Below are 20739 nucleotides of genomic sequence, written 5' to 3'. Positions count from 1 at the left end.
AAACCCAAGGTTTTTTCCGAAAAAATCAACTGTTGAAAGTTAGACAAAAATGGAAAAGGCCTTAGGGCTTGGATTATGCTATGGTAATAATATGATTTTCGGAATGAATATTGGGTGGTGACGATGAAATGAAAATGAAATGGACGGCAGCGCTTCTGCTAGCAGTGTTATTGGTTGTAACTGGGTGTGGTAATCAAGACCAAGCTACCAATGAGGAAGCTTCTGATAAAAAGGAAAACAATACAGAGGAATCAGTTGAACATACTGAGTCAGAAACAAATTTTGCGGTGGATCAATCTGACTATTATAAAATGGTGGACGAGTTTCAGGTAGATCACATACACGGACTCGGTTATGCAGGCAGTGATAATACGGTATTCATCGCTTCCCATGGCGGATTGGTTGCTGTTAAGGATGAACAATGGTACCGCCCTAAGGATAACCAGCATGATTTTATGGGATTTTCCGCCACTGAAAATGGATTCTATTCTAGTGGACATCCAGGTGAAGGGTCGGACTTGCCTAATCCGATTGGTCTTGTGAAATCAACAAATGGGGGAGAACGTTTAGAGAAGCTCGGATTTACCGGTCAATCTGACTTTCACTATATGACCGTTGGATACAAGAGTAGGGCGATCTATCTGTTTAATGAACACCCGAACGATCAGCTTGACGTTGGTATGTATTACAGCATGAATGATGGTGCGGATTGGAAGAAGAGTGAATTGAAGGGGCTCCCACAAAACGTAGCGTTTCTTTTTGCACATCCTTCTGATAAAAGTATGATCGGGCTGACGTCCAATGATGGTGTCTATGTTTCGACCGATAACGGCGACAATTTTGAGCGATTTACGAAGAGTGCTATTGTAATGGCCGCACACTTCAGCGAGAAGTCTTTATTTTATGCTACAGCTCAAGGTAAGTTATACGAACAATCCTTATCGGATAAAAGTGACTTGAAAGAGTGGAAGTTACCGGAAATAGGAAAAGAGGAAACGATTTCATTCCTTGCTCAGAATCCACAGAAAAAGGATGAAATCACCTTCATTACCGCGAAAAATAATGTTTTCCAGACAACCGATGGAGGAGAAACGTGGACCCAGCTGACGAAAGAGGGCGGAGTTTAATGGAAATTAAGCTGTGATGTCGGGGTGAAAAGATAAAACTGTTCTAATCAAAGAGAGACCTGAATGGAGTTGGCTAGAACGCCTCCATCAGGTCTTTCTTTTCTTTTTCATGTCTGTACAAGATGCTTTCGTTTTTCATTGTCTAGCTCTAACGTCTAGGTGCTAGAGCTTTTCATACTGTATCGGTGTCAAGCTTTTTCTGCTTCGTTTTTTTCCCAAATGACGCTTGCACAGTATTTTATGATATCTCTGCGGCGGATGATTCCGATAAAATGCCCATTATCATCTGTAATCGGAATGAAGTTTTGGTCGGTTGCAAGTGTTATCAAGTCTTCCATATCAGCATTAATCGATATTGGAATGTTTTTAACCCGTCTTGGAACATCCGTTAAGCGGACTTTTTGTACTTCATCATACTCTTCTTCCTTTTCAAGATCCTCTTTCAATTTCCATAGCAAATCACCCTCAGTTAAGGTGCCAGCATATTTTCCTTCATCATCAACAAGGGGTACGGACGTGTATTTATGAAACGACATTTTTTCGAGGGCTTGACGAATAGTGGATTCTGGATTTAAGAACTTTACTTCACTTTTAGGCAGTAAGTAAAAGCTGATATTCATCTAAACTCTTCCCTTCAAAACAAAACTATCAGCGAAATCACAACAGAAATTGGAGTGACCACGTTGATTCATTTTACGTCCTGTAAGACGGTGTACCTTTTACACAATCAATATTAGTATAATATAAATCGTGCGAATTTCATAACCAAACAGGGAGGATTTAGGTCGAATTACACATGGGTAGCCCGAAGTAACGAATCAAAGTAATGAAAAAAGCTCACGTAAACATAGTAAAACAAGGGTCATGGTCAACGACTTTTCGGTAAGCGCTTCCATTTTATTGCAAAGCGTCCACCTCGAGGTCATCAAAGAGTACGAATCGTACCGTCTTCAAGCATTTTTCAATTGATCTAGGCGTTTAATAAGTCCGCTGCGCCAGCTATCTGCAAGTTTGTCTATTTGAACAAGCTGTTCCGTTGCTTCTACATTCTCTGGATCATGGTACACGATTTGATTCATGTAGGCGATTGATACTTTCCCTTGATGTTCAGCTATTTTTTCTAATTGGTCGCCAGATGTAACCGATCCCTCTTGAAGTACACGAAAGTAGAATCCAGAATATCCAGTTTCTTGTACATACTGGGCAAGCTTTGGTTCACCCCATTTGATCCCAAGCTTAAAGCAGGGTCTTCTAGGTTGTGAAACCTCAACGATTGCTTCACCGAGCCGAAACTGGTCACCGATATAAATGTCTTCTTCAGTCACTCCTTGAACGGACATGTTTTCTCCAAATGCACCTGCACCAAGCTGTTTATTCAGTATCGTTTTCCAATATGGATGATGGTCGATGGAGTAGACGCAAATCGCTTTATCAAGACCGCCGTGGTTGATTTTATCCGCTTGTTCATCCCCATCAAAATTGAGTTTGGACAAATAGACTTTTTCAGATACAACCTTTTGTTTGAAGATTGCTGACTTTACAGGATTATTTCCTTCCCGGATCGTTTTTGGTTTCCCTACATGAATAGATTCTACATTAATCGTTTGTGACCCCATAGGATTCCTCTCCCTTTTAAACAATACCATTATAGCAAATTGTGGAAATGTTTTATAGTGGTGACCGTAAAGGAATAGGTTTCGAATCCTATACAACTTTGGTATGATAGGAGGGGTAAACATAGAACGATTCTGAAATGTGTGGGTGGATTATGATCAATCGTCAGCAGTTAATACTTGATCTAGAAAAAAGCTTTCGTACGGTATTCCGTATGTTCCGTCGTGAACTCAATGACTTGTTTCAGGAAGAAATCACATCAACGGAATTTACCTACTTAAAGTTTATCATGGAAAAAAATCAAGTCATGACTTCGATGCTTTCTCAAGAATTCAATGTGTCAACAAGCCATATTACTGCTGTAACAGATCGTCTTGTACAGCGTGAGCTCGTAACACGGAGACGGGCAGAGGATGATCGTCGAGTCATATATCTTTGCATTACTGAAAAGGGACAGAAAATCGTTGAGTTACTCGAGGTCCGAAAGCATGAGTATATGGAAGAGAAGTTTCAACAGCTATCAGATGAAGAAATGGAGAATCTGCTTCAATTGTTCTCTAAGATTACTTAAATGTGATTTTTGGCATCGTCTCACGATTATGCCAATTTTTTTATATAAAATATGACATTGATGTAATGTCTAAAGTGTCCAGATGCTCAAGGTCGCTTCGATTCCTCCACAAACACAAAAAAGTGTTATGTGTCAGAATCTCCAGCGCTAGACGCACCTAGGCAGGGCGCATCTGTTTTTCAATAGTTCATTAAGTAAACTATTCATCACATGAAGAATAGGAGAATTTTTGATGGAACATTTAGCACTTCGCCGGAAAATTACAATTATGGTGGCCGTTCTTGCTTCCATGTTGTTCGCGGCTCTTAATCAAACCATTATAGGAACAGCTATGCCTAAAATTGTTGCAGATTTAGGTGGAATGGCGTATTTTAGCTGGATTTTTACTATATATATGCTTGCCTCAAGTGTGACCGCGATTCTTGTTGGAAAACTATCCGATATGTATGGGCGAAAGCCATTTATCTTGCTTGGTCTCGGAATATTCATAGTAGCAAGCTTCCTATGCGGAACAGCTGAATCAATCTTTACACTCATTATTTATCGTGGAATCCAGGGACTAGCAGGCGGAATGATTTTTTCCACTGCATTCGCTTCGATTGGTGACTTGTTTTCACCTCGTGAACGGGGGAGATGGCAAGGATTGATGAGTGCTGTCTTCGGTCTTGCTAGTGTATTCGGTCCGACGATGGGTGGTTATATTGTGGACCACTTCGCATGGAAATGGATTTTCTGGATCTTTTTACCGGTAGGTTTTGTAGCATTTATATTGATCTTGCGCTTATTCCCTAGTGTGCCGAAAAAGGAGCATGGCTCAATTGATTTCCTTGGTTCACTCTTTTTATCGACGACGATTATCCCGTTATTGCTCGCATTTTCATGGGCAGGAAACGAATTTGAATGGTTGTCTGTTCAAATCATTGGTCTATTTGGTTTATCGCTCGTTTCACTCATTGTGTTCTTATATGCGGAAAACCGTGTTTCAAACCCAGTACTGCCTCTTGATCTATTCCGAAACAATGTATTTACAATCTCGAATGCGATAGGCTTGTTGATCGGTATGGCGATGTTCGGTGCGATCATGTATATGCCATTCTTTATCCAAGGGGTAATCGGGACGTCCGCGACAACAACCGGTTTTATTATGATGTCGATGATGCTGAGTATGGTCGTATCAAGCACGATTGTCGGTCAATTGATTACAAAAACGGGGAAGTACAAGAAGATGGCGATCCTTGGCTTACTCATAATGGGGACCGGAATCTTTTCGTTGACGACATTGCAAGTCGATAGTACAAATATGGATGTTATTTATCGATTAATTATAATCGGCCTCGGGCTTGGGGTCAGCTTTCCGATTTTTACGATTACCGTACAGAATGCTGTCGCTTACAAGCACCTCGGTGTTGCTACTTCCTCTGTTCAGTTGTTTCGACAGCTTGGTGGAACGATCGGGGTTTCTATAATGGGGGCAATCATGAATTTGATCATGTCCGAGAAAATGAACGCAATCGGTGTGTCGTCTCCTTCTGGAAAACTGCAGGAGTTGAAAGACCCTAAATTACTCATGGACCCAGAGAGAATTGAAGCGCTCAAACAACAAATGCCTGAGGAGCAAATCGCTATTTTTAACCAATTGATGTCGGTTATGAAGGAAGCCTTAAGTAATGCGTTAAGCGGTGCCTTCCTGTTCGGGGCATGTACGATGCTTATTGCATTGACCCTCGTCTTGTTTTTAAAAGAGGTTCACCTTAAGACGAGCAATGAGGATGATGATGAAACGAAAGAGTCGATCAATATCAAAGATGAAAACCGATCACCCGTTTAAAATTTCTGAATAATAATTAAGCAGCAGCAGCCTTTTAGCGGTTGCTGCTATTTTTTGCACGTTTGGAAAGTATAACTTTTCAGCAAGAAGAATTACCGACGTTGGAGAAAAGTTTACGTCCCAAGTATAAGTGCAACTAGGGTGATCGCCTACACTATTGGCGCTAGCCAAGTTTTCTTTATCGTACTATTTAATTATACGGATCTCTCTGTTTTTCCTCCAAAAACATAGAAAGCTTGCCGATAACAAAAGTAAGGCGGGGATGAAGTAAAAGAATCGAACACTTAATAAGCCCCAGATGGAACAGATTGCAATAATAATCGCGAATTTTCGCGTTTCATAATCGACTAGTTTCAGACAAAGGTAAGCAACGATTGAAGCAATCACTCCTGAAAGGCTTGAAAGGATTGCATTTGTCATATCGTGGTAGGAACCTATGAATACAAAGTAATAACAGGACATGAGAAACCCGAAAATACTTCCGAAAAGGCCGAGCTTATATTCTGTTTCCCGCGTAGGTTTTTTAATAATTTTTCTACGTTGTTTATGAAACAATTTCTACTCTACCCCCTATGCAATTGTACAACTGGCATGTGATAATGTTATTTCTTTATAACCTATAAAAAACCTTTCTTTTTTGGTAAAAAAGCATGGGAAAACAGTAACGTTACACCGCTTTATTTTATGTATATTCGAAATAATCCCGATTGAATAAAGGAATATTCTACCTCAATGTGAAATATAGTTTTATCTTAAGGAATTTCTACTAGTCTTCAACTTCAAGGGGATGTGCTTCATCTACCTTTTGAACACGCATATGAGAGAGAAATAGGGGGTAATTTTATATGAAAGAATTTCCTAAGCTTTATACTGAGCGGCTCGTTTTAAGAGAAATAACACAAGATGACCTTGAGGCGATATTCATGATTTTTTCAAATCCTGACGTACTTACTTATTACGGAATGGATCCGATCAAGTCAAAAGAGGAAGTAGGGGACTTGATTCAAAAATATCGTGTCGGCTTTGAACATGGCACGGTATATAGGTGGGCGATTGTCAGAGAGGAAGACAATGCGTTTCTTGGGACATGTGGCTATCATAACTGGCATCATCGTTATTTCAGGTCAGAAATCGGCTATGAGCTTTCACCAGATTATTGGGGGATGGGTTATATGCAAGAGGCAGCTCGGGCGATTTTAGATTATGGGTATTCTGAGCTTGGCATGCATCGCATCGGCGCACTCATTTCACCGCAAAATAAAAGCTCGATCCGGTTGGTTGAAAGACTTGGGTTCAAGAATGAGGGGTTACTAAAAGATTACGCGTACAGTGGCGGGAATTATCATGACCTGAGTATGTATGCGAAAATCAAACAGGATTGATAAAAGATGAAAAGGAGTCAGACCCTTCCATTCAAATGGTGGGAGCCTGACTCCTTCTGCTTTATTGTTTGTCTTTGACGAGTTTTGTGTAAAGACTTGTCGTTTTAGGGGAAGATGCCTCCTACAGCCGTATAAACCGTAAAATCTATAATATCAGGTCTGATCATTTGTTCGTATAAAAATCTGTATAAGTGCGACCGCACCAAAGATTACCGCTGCCGCTAGTCCGAACCACTGAACGCGGTACCGATAAACGGACCGAAGTCATCTGCCTTGGCCAGGCGCCCCCAACTAGATCCTTCAATGATACCTCCAACTGAGACGAACAATGCAGCGATCACGCTTATAATGAGGATCCACTTCCACTGAGGAGCAATAGCGATAACCAGGATGCCGGCCATACCGAGGATGATAGGACCTGGTGGGATCCTAGGAAAACCCGGGAGGCCTACAAGATACAGGATTAGGATTCCCAATGAAGCCATGAGAAGTCCAGTAGCATGAAGCTTGGTTACAGGAGACAATTTGTTTTTCATATTCTTTACTTCCACGTTTATTTACTCCCTTCATTAATGCAGGTTTTGGTTATTTGACTTGAAAAGTGAATAAGCATAACAGGCCAAATATCCTAGCGAGAATGTCTTTCCTAATTTATGATAGTGGGCATTTCTAAATAAACACTAAACAAAATCTAAAAAAAGTATAATTTAAATCCCCTTTATTTTTAAGATAATTTTAAGATTTCATTTAGAAGCACTGTCAGCGGACGTGTACTAGTACCAGTATTGCTGCTAGCCTACTATATGTTAAATGGATTTTCCCTTCCAGAAGGAAGAGGTAAAATGGTGGAGGAAGCATTCAATGTAAATATATGGGGTGGACTACTTCCTTATTTTCATGATTGTCGAGTGGATGATACTTAAAAAGAAAGAATGATAAATTTCTACTTATGTAAGTAGATGCTCCTAAAAAGGAACGTTATGTGAACGAGGTAGAATCCCGAGAGCACAGGTGGTAATATGGATTCGAAAGCTTAATCGAAAGGAAACGAACTTCTATGTTTAAATATCTAATAATTATTGCAACCATTATATCAACGCTTATAGTCAATCCTGTTGTGTCGTCCGCCCATTCATCACTTGAGGGATCAACTCCAGCAGATGGAGAAACAGTCGAATATTCAGTTGATGTTGTCACACTGAAATTCAATACATCAATAAAAGAAGGCAGTACACTTACAATCACATCAGACACTGGAGAACAGGTGGAAGTCAGTTCTGTAAGCCTTCAGGACAACCTCATGCTTGGACAACTTTCTAAGTCATTGCTATCGGGAACGTATACGGTGCACTATGAAATTGTTGGTGAGGATAGTCACGTGGTAGACGGAGAGTTTTCATTTACTGTTAAGGTGGATTCTCCTGAAAAAGAGGATGAAGCAGCAGAACCTAAGGAAGAAGCAGATAAGCCATCTACGGATCAACAGACGGATGATGATGCAAACAATGATACTGCACAAGAAAATCCAAACGAACAAACCACTAATGAAAACGAACTTTCGAATACAGTAATTGCGATTGCAGCTGTTCTTATCGTTGCTGGAATTGGCCTTGTCTGGTGGATGCTTCAGAAGAAGGGCTCTGAATGATCATCTTTTTCAAGGGAGTTATTTATGTCGTATTCTCCCTATTACTTGGCGGGTTATTGCTTGAATCTGTGTCAAAATCAAAGAAACCAAATGTAATTGTACCGAAAGAACTGTTGTTATGGTCGATAGTGTTAGTCCCGATCCTAATGTTCATGTTCCTTTTGCAAATCATCCAATATCTTTCACAAAGTATCGGGTATTGGGAAACGTTCACTTCGGTTTTATTTACATTTGATATTGGGAAGGCTTGGCTTGGGAGTATTTTAATTGCCTTCGTGCTGTTCCTTTTAATTAAAAATAACGAACTACATGACAACACATTTTACGCGAGACTTGGGTCGTTTTTAACGGTCGTATTAATTAGTTCTTATTCGTTTGCAAGTCATGCTGCGTCACTGTATCCAATTCTTGGATTTTTCGCCCATTTTTTTCACGTCGTCGCAGTTTCAGCGTGGATCGGCATCCTTTTTTATGTAGCGTGGTGGTCCAACAAACGAACGGAATGGATTCCATTTTTAAAATGGTATACTCCGTTTTCGATAGGTGCTGTTCTCGTGCTTTCGGGCGGTGGGCTGCTCCTGACGGAAATCGTTGCACCTCAGTACATCGATTCTTGGGTGCTTAATTATGGACAAGCGCTTTTGATCAAGCATCTCTTGTTAATACCAGTACTAGTCTATGCGGCATTGCATGGCTTCTTTTTAAAAAAGTCATTGCAGAAAAGCGGAACAGTAAACGTGAAAAGGTCGCTTCAAGGGGAGTCGATCATCATCCTTGTCGTTTTTGGGGTTACGGGATTTTTATCAATGCAAACACCCCCTCACGAGGTGTGGACAACTCTTCTGCAAAATGCACCTTCTCCACTGTTTTTAAAATGGTTTACTGGAACGATTGATGAGCAAACGGTGATTTCCTTTGCGTTTGCTTCTGATGTTCTTTTGTGGGCTGTTGGGGCAGTATCGATGCTGATTTTCACGACATTCTCAATTATAAAGCGCTGGCCTGTGTGGACGGGTGTCTTGTTCGGACTCGCTTCATCCGGTCTTGCATACATGGCAATGATGTCTGGCGTAAGCTGATCAACACCTTTTTTGGTTTCGCAGTAAATTTCAGATTTTCGCAGTATCTCATTCCAATCTAACCGTCTTTTTATGGTAATCTAAAATTAGAGAGCCATAGAGGGCGGTATTTTTGATTCGGATCATTTTGAAACGGGAGGAATGGATATTGTCGAGGGTTAATACGTTAAAAGTCATTGCGGAAACATTGAATCAATCAAATGATTTGAGAGAAGTTCTTCAATCAGTCCTTGAGAAGCTTCTGGAGGTCACTGGGCTGTCTACAGGCTGGATTTTCTTAATTGACGATGAGCCGATCTATTCCTTTGTGGCGGATGTCAACCTTCCTCCAGCATTGTCTTGGGGCGATAAGGAGCCAATGTGTCAAGGGAGCTGCTGGTGCCTTGAGAAAATTTGGGACGGACGCCTTCAAAAAGCAGTGAACATCATCAACTGTAAGCGGATTGAGGATGCAATCGAACATGACTGGGGCGATACGAAAGCGATTACGCACCATGCAACGGTACCGTTAATTGCTGGTGGGGAAAAATTCGGTGTCCTGAACATCGCAGCACCTGAGAAAAATGAATTTACAGAAGAGGAGTTGGATTTGTTGCAGTCGGTTGCTTTTCAGATCGGGACTGCAATCAAACGAACACGGCTCTATGAGGCACAACAGGAACGTGCCGAGCAATATTCGAAGCTGGATGAAATCAGCCGTGCGATTTGGAAGATGAACGATATCCACCTTCTCCCCCAATATGCAGTGGATATGATCGGCCGTGTTTTTCAGCTTGAATCTCTAAGCTTTTTAATAAAAGAAGAGAATGTCCTTGCGTTAAGATCGATTTATCATGGCGGAGCTTCTAAAAACGTGCACAAACGTTACAGGATCGAGGAAAACAGCTCTCCAAACGACATACTGAAATGCCCATCCTTCTGGAAAGATGTTGAACAGTTTAACTTATCATTGGATCATGCATTTGTGATACCGCTCGAGATCGGTGACGAATGGATTGGATGCTTGGTCGGAAATGATACAGCTTCCCATTCGAAAAGCATTCATCCAGATGTGTTAAAAGCACTTGGTGACCACTTGTCGCTCGTGCTTGAAAATGCTCGACTTTACGAAAGAGGCAGAGAGTTAGCGCTGATTGAGGAGAGAAACCGGTTGGCCCGCGACCTCCATGATTCCGTAAATCAAAAATTGTTTTCACTTGGCTTGACCGCGAGAGGGTTGAAGGAATATGTAAAGGGATTTTCCGACGATGGGACATTGATCGAATCGCTGGATGAAATGCAATCCCTCTCGAAAGAGGTTGTAGCTGAAATGAGGTCGATGATTTGGCAATTACGCCCTGCTGGGCTAGAGGATGGAGTTATCGTTGCATTGAAAAAATACGGAGAATCCCTTGGCTTGAAAGTCATCGATCACATAGAAGGCGTTGGAAACATACCTCGGCTAGTTGAGGAAACGATGTGGCGTATTGGTCAAGAGGCACTGAACAATGTCCATAAACACGCAAGAACGGGTCGTGCCTCTCTCCATTTAAGACGGTCCGCTGAACGAGTCGTGTTTTCAATTCAGGATGAAGGCTGCGGTTTTACAGTTGTTTCGAATGGTACTCCTACATGGTCATTTGGTTTATCAAGCATGAAGGAACGAGCCGAGATCATGGGAGGTTCCTTGACGATCGAAAGTGAACCAGACGCTGGAACGGTCATTACCGTCATTTTTCCAATAAAAAAGGACGTTTAATAATAATCGGATGTGTATAACAACATTCTAAAGGAAAGTAGGGGACTGAAATGGGGATTAAAGTGTTACTGGTTGATGACCATCTGATGGTGCGGAAGGGGTTACGATTTTTCCTAAGTACACAAACGGAAATCGAGTTGGTTGGGGAAGCTAGTAATGGTGAAGAAGCATTGGAAAAGGTATGTACACTAAAGCCGAATGTCATATTAATGGATCTGACGATGCCGATTATGGATGGGATTGAAGCCACGAAGCGGATCAAGGGGATTGACTCTGCAGTCAAGATTATCGTGCTCACAAGCTTTTCCGATCAGGACCATGTCGTGCCGGCTTTGCAGGCTGGGGCGGATGGCTATCAACTGAAGGATATCGAACCTGATGAACTTGTACAGACGATCAAAGCGGTACATGCGGGTGAAAGACATCTGCACCCTGCAGCTACGACACAGCTTTTGAATCATGTTTCTACCGGCTCGAAACAGACCGAAGCTGAGCGGGATTTCAATGAGTTGACCCCACGGGAAAAGGAAGTTCTACGCCAGATCACACTCGGAAAAAACAACAAGGAAATTTCATCTGAACTCTTTATTACGGAAAAAACGGTAAAAACGCACGTGAGTAATATCTTAAGTAAGCTCGGGCTTCATGACCGGACCCAGGCAGCCATATTAGCAATGAAAAATAATTGGTTTGAATCATGATTAGACGAGAGAGCGTAAAAAGAGGAATTATGGTCAAAATAGGCTCGAATGACTCACTTTCTAGTTCGGTTCGGCGGTTACGGAGCAAAGTTCGGCGCTCAGGGGCAATACTTCGGCGCTTACACTTCAAAGTTCGGCGCTTATCCCCATATGTCCGGCGCTAACTCTAAAACTTCGGCGTACTAAAGCATGATGCTCAGATCTAACTCAGTATGTTAAAATCACAGAAAAAGAGGTGATTAGAATGGATCAGAAATTGCGAGACCAATTTGACGGTCTTCTAACTAAATATACAGAATTATTACTCGGTGAGGCTGATGAAGACTTGAAGGAAAAGGTACAGATGTGGGCGCTTTATACATATATGTCAAAATCGATGGCCCCACTCGTGAAGCATTGGAACGATGAATACCCAGATGCGAAAGAGGGGATGAAGGAACTCATTTCCGAGATCAAGGAACGCAATGAACAACACCGCAAGGACCAACAGTAGAGCGGGCTGAAATCGCGTTGTAACGGACCTGAGAGGAGATTGCTTTTTCTCCACTTAGGTCTCTTTATACGTTAGGAAAGAATAACTTTTCAATAAGGAGTAAAAATCGACGAATTGGAAAATCTTAAGTCCCAATTATAAGTACAAGGGTCTTTAGGTCATCCCTTTAGGGACCAAGTTTTCTTTATGATTCCGATGTTGAGAACTCAGCTAAACGGTCGTGGGCTTCGTCTTCATCAAAGGAGCTGTACCAACGATGGTTTTCTTGATCAAGGATACGGAAGTGTTTACTGATCATATTTTGCTGTAAACGGTAATTATTGACGACTTTAAGATCCTTCCACCAAACCTTCCCACCCAATGTACGATCTTTCGGGCGTTCAATTCCTTCGTGCGCTAAAATCTCAACCAGTTCAACGGGATCTCCACCAACTGCAGTACGAAGAATTTCACTATCACGAAAAAGTGCACAGATCGCTACAATCGTTGTCCAATTTGCATGGTTTCGATGCTTTTCGATTTGAACAAGTGTTTTTTTGGATAAGCCGAGAACGATGGCCATCCGGTCCTGTGTATAGCCTTTTTCAATTCGAATCAGCTTCAATTTATTTGAGATGATTTCGGTTATTTGTTCAATGGTCATATAGCTAATCGATCCCTTCAGGTGGCTTTGGTGTAATTTTACACATTAACCGAAACGATTACAACTTCAACAGTTCATTTGTTGGAAAAAATTAATTTTTGAAAAAAGTAAAAAGTTTGTCGAAAAGATGATAGAATATCCTTGAACGATAAGCCTTCAAAGATAACGTTCACATAGATTAGAATAACCTTTTGTATGCGGTTTCAGTATAGGGGGATAAAGATGGAGAATATCTTAAGAAACTTCTTTCTTTTTATGGGGAAAAACAGGGCAGCAACAAAGATGGCTAAAAAATATGGCCTTCGTTTCGGTGCAGGACGTTTCGTAGCGGGTGCTTCGTTACAGAGCTCAATTGAGGTCATTAAAAAGCTGAACGATGAGGAGTTAGCTGTCACAATCGATCATCTGGGCGAATTCGTCGATAACGAACAAGAAGCCAGAGAAATGACTGATCACTGTATTGATGCTGTAAAAGGGATTGCCGAGAGCAATTTGAACTCACAGCTTTCCTTGAAGCTTACATCAATGGGGTTGGATATTAGTCGTGAGACCGTTCTATCTAATATGAAGCGGATCATGGATGCTGCGAGAGAACATAATGTGTTCATCACGATTGATATGGAAGATGAGACGCGCTGCCAGGCAACGATTGATATTTTCAAAGAATTGAAGTCAGAGTATGATAACATCGGGACGGTGCTTCAAGCCTATTTGTATCGAACCGTTGAGGACATACAGGACCTGGATTCATATAATCCGAACCTTCGCCTTGTAAAAGGAGCTTATAAGGAGTCTCCATCCGTTGCCTTTCCTGAAAAGAGTGACGTTGATGAAAACTTCAAGAAGATCATTAAAATGCATTTATTGAATGGGAACTATACGGCTGTTGCAACCCACGACGACAACATGATTGCGTTTACGAAAGAGGTTGTGAAGGAGCATAACATTCCAAAGAATCAATTTGAATTTCAAATGCTATACGGGATTCGTGTAGAACGTCAGCGCGAGCTTCGTGATGAAGGATACAAGATGAGAGTTTACGTCCCATACGGAAACGATTGGTATGGCTACTTTATGCGTCGACTCGCTGAGCGTCCCGCAAACGTTGCGTTTGTGCTAAAAGGTGTATTTGGTAAGTAAATAGAATTTAAGCGACTCTATTGAAGGTCAGTAGAATATAGGTAGGATATCTGATCAATTGGAGCAAGCACAAAGCAGACTGCGGTTCGCTTTGTGCTGTTTTCTTCTTCAAACCACGAATTTATACTAATATGGCTCCAAAGTCTAGAATACAAGGTTTTAACATCAGTAATATAGGTTCCATTTCAATAAAAATAATAAAAGCGAGCTGAAATACATGGCTAGCTCGGAAAATACATGTCTAACTTGAGAAATACATGTCTAACTCGAGAAATACATGTCTAACTCGGAAAATACGTGTCCAATTCGAAAAATACAAGTCGAACTTGAAATCTATACCGATCTTCAAATAATCAACACTTCCTTGCATATAAAATAACCATCCCCGTTACAAAAAAAGGAATCATACATAGGTGGTGTCGAAAGTATGTTAAAAAGAGGGGAGGGTGAATATGACTATATTTGAAGAGGGAAGGGGTCAACTGCTTTCAGCCATTGATCAAATCCCAGAAGGTAAAGCTCACCGAAGGATATCCGAAGATTCCTGGTCTATTGTTGAGGTGCTCGAACATCTGATATTGATTGAAAAAGTGATTACAAAGAATTTCGTAAAAGCATTGAATCAGCAAGAAGACCATGAAACTCCTCAGCATCCAGTTCATCTTTCGGCTAGACCAAGGCCTGTAGTTGAAGCACCGGATTATGTGGTGCCAGCAGGGAGATACGAAACAATAGCAGAAGCGAAGGGAGCACTTCATCAGTCCAGAATTAAATTTAAAGCTGTTTTAGAAAACATCGAAGACCAATCAATCCTTGATAAACGATCCTTTCCGCATCCGATTTTCGGTGAGATGCAATTGGCTCAATGGATCGATTTTATCGGCTATCATGAACAACGGCACAGAAAACAAATTGAAGAAATTCTAGCAAAAGCAGAGTGATCGGGCATTTCATATACTAAAAAGACGAAATCAAATTAATTTTCTGAAATTTCTATTGCGAAAAGTGAATCTTTTTTTTATAGTAGAATTAGAAGGGTTAATTTTTTGCTCTAAAAATGAATGAGTATTCATTCAGACGAAGGAGGTACATTATGACCTACAAGATTCGAAAGGCGGCAGTCATTGGTTCAGGTGTTATGGGATCAGGAATTGCTGCTCATTTAGCGAACGTTGGTATTCCTAGTATATTGCTTGATATCGTTCCAAAAGAACTCTCGGAAACTGAAAAAGATAAAGGGCTTACATTGAAGGATCCAACGGTTCGAAATCGCCTGGCTGCTTCTGCAAAACAAAAACTCTTAAAGCAGAAGCCCGCGCCACTTAGTTCGAAAACGCATCTAGAAATGATTGAAGTTGGAAACCTGGAGGACGATCTTCACAAGCTTGGTGAAGTGGACTGGATCATTGAGGTCGTCGTTGAAAACTTACATGTAAAAAAGATTGTGTTTGAGCAGGTCGATCAGTATCGGAAAGAAGGAACAATCGTAACCTCGAACACCTCAGGAATATCGATTAATGCGATGGCAGAAGGTCGTAGTGAGGATTTCAAAGCACATTTCCTTGGTACGCACTTTTTCAATCCGCCGCGTTATTTAAAGTTGCTGGAGGTCATCCCGACTTCCGAAACAAAGCCGCAAGTTTTACAGTTTATGAGTGAGTTTGCTGAGTGTGTACTTGGAAAAGGTGTCGTTGAAGCGAAGGATACACCGAACTTTATCGCAAACCGCATCGGTACGTACGGTCTCCTTGTTACCGTTCAAGAAATGGTGAAAAACGGATACTCAGTCGGTGAAGTTGATTCTGTAACAGGACCTGTAATTGGCCGGCCGAAAAGTGCGACGTTCCGAACCCTTGATGTCGTTGGGCTCGACACATTCATCCATGTTGCCAACAATGTCCACGAACAAGTTGAAAGCCCTGAGAAAGAAGTATTCGAAGTACCAGATTTCATGTTGAACATGCAAGAAAAAGGATGGATCGGAAGTAAATCAGGCCAAGGATTTTTTCTGAAGCAGAAAAAAAATGGTAAAAGCGAAATCCTTGAATTGAATCCTGAAACCTTAGAATATGAACCGCGGAAAAAACTGAAAACAGCATCAACAGAACTAAGCAAGCAAGCGAAAAGCGTCCAAGAAAAATTGAAAGCGCTTGCGTATGCCGATGATCGAGCTGGACAACTGATCTGGTCGATTTTAAAACCTGTTCTCCTCTTTTGTGCAGAAAAAACTTATGAGATCGCAGATGATATCAAAGCGATTGATGATGCAATGAGATGGGGATTCGGATGGGAAACAGGTCCATTTGAAACATGGGATGCGATCGGACTTGAAAAATCAGTTGAGCGAATGAAGGCAGAGGGCGAAACGATACCGCAATGGATAACTGAAATGCTGGATTCCGGTCAAAACCAATTTTATAAGCAAGCAGGAACAACGCTGCAATACTATCATCATGGCGATTACGTTTCAGCACAGGAAAATGAAAAGGTCGTTCACCTGCATCGACTTAAAGGTGAAGAACGAGTTATTAAAGAGAATACTGGAGCGAGTTTGATCAACATCGGGGATGACGTGGCCTTACTTGAATTCCATTCCCCAAACAACGCGATTGGACCTGATATCATCCAAATGATCCAATATGCAATTGACGAAGTGGAAACCAACTACAAAGGGCTCGTCATCGGTAATCAAGGCAAAAACTTCTGTGTTGGAGCGAACCTGATGCTGATCATGATGGAAGCGCAGGATGACAATTTCTTCGAGCTTGATTTCATGGTTCGTCAGTTCCAGCAGACGATGGCGAAAATCCGTTATAGTGCCAAGCCAGTCATCGTTGCACCATTCAACATGACACTTGGCGGGGGAACCGAGGTATCGTTACCTGCAGCAGGATTACAAGCCTCTTTTGAAACGTATATGGGACTTGTCGAGGTCGGAGTGGGACTGATTCCTGGCGGTGGTGGAAACAAGGAGCTTTACACAAGGCTGCTCGAGCAGACACCGAAAAACGCCAAAGCAGATCTTCAAAAAATGGCAATACAGACATTTGAGACGATCGCGATGGCAAAGGTCTCGACTTCGGCCCACGAAGCAAAGGAAAACGGCTTTTTACGTCCACAGGATGGAATCAGCGTCAATGCAGACCATCTCATCTATGATGCTAAGCAACAAATCCTGTCCATGTACAACCGGGGGTACCGTCCGCCGCAACAAAAAAAGATTCCTGTAGCAGGAGAGCCGGGTTATGCGACACTCGTACTCGGTGCTCAGACGTTAAAATTCGGAAATGCTATCTCGGATCATGATTTGAAAATTGCGAAAAAGCTTTCCTATGTCATAGCGGGTGGAAAAGTCCCTGAAGGCACGTTTGTCGATGAACAATACTTGTTGGATCTCGAGCGGGAAGCGTTCCTCAGCCTGGCTGGTGAACCGCTCAGTCAACAACGGATGCAGCATATGCTTGTAAAAGGAAAACCACTTCGCAACTAAGGAGGGAAGAAGATATGCAAGAAGCAGTGATTGTAGCAGGTGCGAGAACACCTGTCGGAAAAGCAAAGAAAGGAACACTCGCCAACGTACGTCCTGATGACCTTGGTGCTCTTACGGTAAAAGAAACGTTAAAACGTGCAGATGGTTACGATGGTCCGATTGACGATTTAATTATCGGATGTTCGATTCCTGAAGCTGAGCAGGGCATGAACATGGCTCGGATAATTGGTGGTCTTGCTGGACTTCCGGATAACGTTCCGGCGATTACGATCAATCGATATTGTTCATCCGGAATTCAAAGCATCGCCTATGGTGCGGAAAAAATCATGCTAGGGCATGCCGATTCGATTCTCGCGGGAGGGGCGGAGACGATGAGCTTGATCCCAATGCCAGGTCATGTCGTTAAGCCGAATCCTAGTTTACTAGATTCAAGACCGGAATATTATATGGGAATGGGCTATACAGCCGAAGAAGTCGCCAACCGATTCGGAATCTCAAGAGCCGATCAGGATGCGTTTGCTGTTCGCAGTCACCAAAAAGCGGCGAAGGCGATTGCTGAAGGGAAATTCGAATCTGAGATTGTTCCTGTCGATGTTCCGCTTCGTTGGGTGGATGACAACAATAAGCTACAAGAAAAAATAGTCACCCTTTCAAAGGACGAAGGTGTTCGTGCAGATACCACTGCCGAAGTCCTTGGCAAACTAAGGCCAGCCTTTTCCCCAAAAGGTACGGTTACAGCAGGAAACTCGTCGCAAATGAGTGACGGAGCCGCAACTGTACTTGTCATGAACCGGGAAAAAGCCGTAGCTGAAGGACTTAAACCATTGTTGAAGTTCCATTCTTTCGCTGTTGCTGGTGTCGCACCAGAGATCATGGGCGTCGGACCAGTTGAAGCGATTCCGAAAGCATTGAAGCTTGCCGGCCTTGAGCTTTCCGATATCGGATTGTTCGAGCTTAATGAGGCGTTCGCTTCCCAATCTCTTCAAGTCATCCGTCAATTGGGACTTGATGAGGAGAAGGTCAATGTCAATGGAGGTGCAATTGCATTAGGGCATCCGTTAGGGTGTACCGGCGCAAAGCTGACCTTGACCTTGATGCACGAAATGAAGCGCCGAAATGAACAATTCGGAGTGGTAACAATGTGTATCGGAGGCGGTATGGGTGCCGCAGGTGTATTTGAATTGATTCACTGATTTGAAAAGCGAAAGCGCCTTGCTAAGATGCGATAAAGAAAACTTGGTAAACGGCAAGCAGTTGCGAAGGCGGTTACCATAGTTGCACTTATGCCTGTGGTGCAAGCGTTGGATATTCAAGAGCACAGCACGCTTTTTCGTGTTTTGTTCAGGAATCGAAGCGACCAGAACACCTAGGTGCCGGAGCTAGACACTGCGACTATTCATTATCTAATTGATAAAAGGAGGTTACTTGCATGTCAAACAGTGTGGAAAAAGCCGCAAAAGGCGGAAGCTTTCTGATTGAAGATGTTGATGCGCAACACATTTTCACACCAGAGGATTTTTCAGAGGAACAGTTGTTGATGGGAAAAACGACAGAGGATTTTGTCGTGAAAGAGGTTGTTCCGAAATTAGAAAAAATCGAGCAGCATCAGTTCGATCTTTCTAGAGATTTGTTGACGAAAGCGGGAGGGCTTGGGCTGCTCGGCGCAGATGTTCCTGAAGAATATGGCGGACTTGCACTTGATAAAATCAGCTCTTCACTCATCACAGAAAAATTCGCCCGTGCCCGTTCTTTCTCACTCAGTTACGGGGCGCATGTCGGGATTGGCTCGCTGCCGATCGTTTTATTCGGAAATGAAGATCAAAAGCAACGTTATTTACCAGATCTCGCTGTCGGGAAGCGAATTGCAGCATACGCACTAACGGAGCCGGGATCAGGCTCTGATGCACTCGGAGCAAAAACAGTCGCAAAGCTGAACGAAGCTGGTACGCATTACGTTTTAAACGGTGAAAAGCAATGGATCACCAACTCTGCATTTGCGGACGTGTTTATCGTTTATGCAAAAATCGACGGCGAGCATTTTTCAACATTCATCGTCGAACGAGATTTTGCAGGCGTTTCAACTGGACCTGAAGAAAAGAAAATGGGCATCAAGGGGTCATCGACTCGGACATTGATTTTAGAAGATGTCCAGGTGCCGAAAGAAAATCTGCTAGGTGAAGCTGGTCGAGGCCATGTAATTGCTTTTAACATATTGAATATCGGTCGATACAAGCTTGCGGTTGGTTGTGTAGGGGCAGCCAAACGTGCGCTGGAAGTCGCGATCAAATATTCGAATGAGCGTCAGCAATTCAAACAACCAATTGCAAAGTTCACACTCATTCAAGAAAAGCTCGCCACGATGGCAGCGAAGACCTATGCATCTGAAAGCTCTGTTTACCGCACAGTTGGGATGTATGAGGATCGACTTGGTGACTTATCGGCAGAAGACCAAAAAGATGGTTCGTTGCTGGCAAAAGGAATCGCAGAGTATGCAGTGGAATGCTCACTTAATAAGGTTTTCGCTTCTGAAACACTCGATTATATCGTCGATGAAGCGGTTCAGATTCACGGTGGATACGGCTTTATGTCCGAATACGAGGTTGAAAACATGTACCGTGATTCTCGTATAAACCGGATTTTTGAAGGAACGAATGAAATCAACCGTCTTCTCGTTCCAGGAACCTTGATGCGAAAGGCTATGAAAGGTGAGCTTCCATTGCTTCAAAAAGCTACGGAGCTTCAAAATGAATTGATGATGCTCATGCCTGAAGAAGTGGACAATGAGCCGCTCGCTCAAGAAAAGCAATTTGTGAAGAATGCTAAGAAGATCTTTTTGATGATTGCTGGACTTGGCGCACAAAAGTACGGTCCGAAGCTTGAACACGAACAAGAAATCCTTTCAAATGTGGCAGATATCGTCAGTGAAGCGTATGCAATGGAATCGGTCGTTCTGCGAACTGAAAAAGCGATTCAAAAGCAAGGTGCTGAAAAAGCGGCACAAAAGATTTTATTGACAGAAGTCTATTGTCAGGAAGCATTCCAACGCATCGAGTTACATGCCAAAGAATCAATCGTTGCAATTGAAGAAGGTGACCAACTGCGTATGATGCTGTCCGCACTTAAGAAGCTGACCCGCTATACTCCGATGAATGTCATCAAGAAAAAGCGCGAAATAGCCTCGAAGCTGTTGGAAGACGAAAAATACGTCATTTAAACCGCTTCTTTTCTGAAAAAACTCTCTCTCAAACAGGACTGGTCCAATCTCGGATCAGTCTTGTTCAATTT

General features: G+C 42.4%; 18 protein-coding genes. 14 read left to right on the top strand and 4 right to left on the bottom strand.

The genetic code is table 11. The features are described from left to right. Window positions 1-128 precede the first annotated feature (128 nt). Entirely contained in the window at window positions 129-1127 is a 999-nt protein-coding gene (locus MOJ78_RS17355) for a F510_1955 family glycosylhydrolase (RefSeq protein ID WP_304978583.1), read from the top strand. A 188-nt stretch (window positions 1128-1315) separates the two neighbouring features. On the opposite strand, the gene MOJ78_RS17350 is transcribed toward MOJ78_RS17355, so the two are convergent. Together MOJ78_RS17350 and MOJ78_RS17345 are read right to left on the bottom strand one after the other, a co-directional pair. Beyond that, on the bottom strand, window positions 1316-1747 hold the full coding sequence (locus MOJ78_RS17350) for a CBS domain-containing protein (protein WP_304978582.1): 432 nt from the start codon (window positions 1745-1747) through the stop codon (window positions 1316-1318). Window positions 1748-2077: 330 nt separating this feature from the next. Then, entirely contained in the window at window positions 2078-2743 is a 666-nt protein-coding gene (locus tag MOJ78_RS17345; protein ID WP_304978581.1) for an MOSC domain-containing protein, read from the bottom strand. A 152-nt stretch (window positions 2744-2895) separates the two neighbouring features. On the opposite strand from MOJ78_RS17345, the gene MOJ78_RS17340 reads away from it, so the two are divergent. The 3 genes from MOJ78_RS17340 to MOJ78_RS17330 all read left to right on the top strand — a co-directional run bounded on the left by MOJ78_RS17340 (window position 2896) and on the right by MOJ78_RS17330 (window position 6522). Beyond that, window positions 2896-3312, top strand: a complete 417-nt coding sequence (locus MOJ78_RS17340; RefSeq protein WP_304978580.1) for a MarR family winged helix-turn-helix transcriptional regulator — start codon at window positions 2896-2898, stop codon at window positions 3310-3312. Between the two features lie 232 nt (window positions 3313-3544). Continuing rightward, on the top strand, window positions 3545-5140 hold the full coding sequence (locus MOJ78_RS17335; RefSeq protein WP_304978579.1) for an MDR family MFS transporter: 1596 nt from the start codon (window positions 3545-3547) through the stop codon (window positions 5138-5140). An 845-nt stretch (window positions 5141-5985) separates the two neighbouring features. Then, a complete protein-coding gene (locus MOJ78_RS17330) occupies window positions 5986-6522 on the top strand; it encodes a GNAT family N-acetyltransferase (RefSeq protein ID WP_304978578.1) in 537 nt (178 codons plus the stop codon). A gap of 221 nt (window positions 6523-6743) precedes the next feature. Here MOJ78_RS17330 and MOJ78_RS17325 read toward each other — a convergent pair whose 3' ends face one another. Next, window positions 6744-7073: a hypothetical protein gene (locus tag MOJ78_RS17325; protein WP_304978577.1), complete on the bottom strand. Its 330-nt coding sequence runs from the start codon at window positions 7071-7073 to the stop codon at window positions 6744-6746. 506 nt (window positions 7074-7579) lie between these two features. Here MOJ78_RS17325 and MOJ78_RS17320 point away from each other — a divergent pair. The 5 genes from MOJ78_RS17320 to MOJ78_RS17300 all read left to right on the top strand — a co-directional run bounded on the left by MOJ78_RS17320 (window position 7580) and on the right by MOJ78_RS17300 (window position 12181). Next, window positions 7580-8170: a copper resistance CopC family protein gene (locus tag MOJ78_RS17320; protein WP_304978576.1), complete on the top strand. Its 591-nt coding sequence runs from the start codon at window positions 7580-7582 to the stop codon at window positions 8168-8170. Continuing rightward, window positions 8167-9249, top strand: coding sequence for a copper resistance D family protein (locus tag MOJ78_RS17315; protein WP_304978575.1), 1083 nt, complete (start codon window positions 8167-8169; stop codon window positions 9247-9249). The genes MOJ78_RS17320 and MOJ78_RS17315 overlap by 4 nt, the downstream gene beginning before the upstream one ends. 148 nt (window positions 9250-9397) lie before the next feature. After that, window positions 9398-10987 carry a GAF domain-containing sensor histidine kinase gene (locus tag MOJ78_RS17310; protein ID WP_304978574.1) on the top strand — a complete coding sequence of 530 codons (1590 nt, stop codon included), beginning with the start codon at window positions 9398-9400 and terminating at the stop codon, window positions 10985-10987. Between the two features lie 50 nt (window positions 10988-11037). Continuing rightward, window positions 11038-11688, top strand: a complete 651-nt coding sequence (locus tag MOJ78_RS17305; RefSeq protein ID WP_304978573.1) for a response regulator — start codon at window positions 11038-11040, stop codon at window positions 11686-11688. Window positions 11689-11932: 244 nt separating this feature from the next. Continuing rightward, window positions 11933-12181, top strand: a complete 249-nt coding sequence (locus MOJ78_RS17300) for a YusU family protein (protein ID WP_304978572.1) — start codon at window positions 11933-11935, stop codon at window positions 12179-12181. A gap of 184 nt (window positions 12182-12365) precedes the next feature. On the opposite strand, the gene MOJ78_RS17295 is transcribed toward MOJ78_RS17300, so the two are convergent. Beyond that, complete coding sequence (locus tag MOJ78_RS17295) at window positions 12366-12824, bottom strand: helix-turn-helix transcriptional regulator (protein WP_304978571.1); 459 nt, start codon at window positions 12822-12824, stop codon at window positions 12366-12368. A gap of 222 nt (window positions 12825-13046) precedes the next feature. On the opposite strand from MOJ78_RS17295, the gene MOJ78_RS17290 reads away from it, so the two are divergent. The 5 genes from MOJ78_RS17290 to MOJ78_RS17270 all read left to right on the top strand — a co-directional run bounded on the left by MOJ78_RS17290 (window position 13047) and on the right by MOJ78_RS17270 (window position 20668). Beyond that, window positions 13047-13964: a proline dehydrogenase family protein gene (locus tag MOJ78_RS17290; RefSeq protein ID WP_304978570.1), complete on the top strand. Its 918-nt coding sequence runs from the start codon at window positions 13047-13049 to the stop codon at window positions 13962-13964. A gap of 452 nt (window positions 13965-14416) precedes the next feature. After that, complete coding sequence (locus tag MOJ78_RS17285; RefSeq protein ID WP_304978569.1) at window positions 14417-14905, top strand: DinB family protein; 489 nt, start codon at window positions 14417-14419, stop codon at window positions 14903-14905. Window positions 14906-15057: 152 nt separating this feature from the next. Continuing rightward, window positions 15058-17454, top strand: coding sequence for a 3-hydroxyacyl-CoA dehydrogenase/enoyl-CoA hydratase family protein (locus tag MOJ78_RS17280; RefSeq protein WP_304978568.1), 2397 nt, complete (start codon window positions 15058-15060; stop codon window positions 17452-17454). Window positions 17455-17468: 14 nt separating this feature from the next. Next, complete coding sequence (locus tag MOJ78_RS17275) at window positions 17469-18647, top strand: acetyl-CoA C-acetyltransferase (RefSeq protein WP_304978567.1); 1179 nt, start codon at window positions 17469-17471, stop codon at window positions 18645-18647. Window positions 18648-18883: 236 nt separating this feature from the next. After that, window positions 18884-20668: an acyl-CoA dehydrogenase FadE gene (locus MOJ78_RS17270; RefSeq protein ID WP_304978566.1), complete on the top strand. Its 1785-nt coding sequence runs from the start codon at window positions 18884-18886 to the stop codon at window positions 20666-20668. Window positions 20669-20739: the final 71 nt, after the last annotated feature.

This window comes from Alkalihalobacillus sp. AL-G (assembly GCF_030643805.1).
Classification (GTDB): Bacteria; Bacillota; Bacilli; order Bacillales; family Fictibacillaceae; genus Pseudalkalibacillus.
This window is presented reverse-complemented; position numbering and strand designations above follow the sequence as displayed.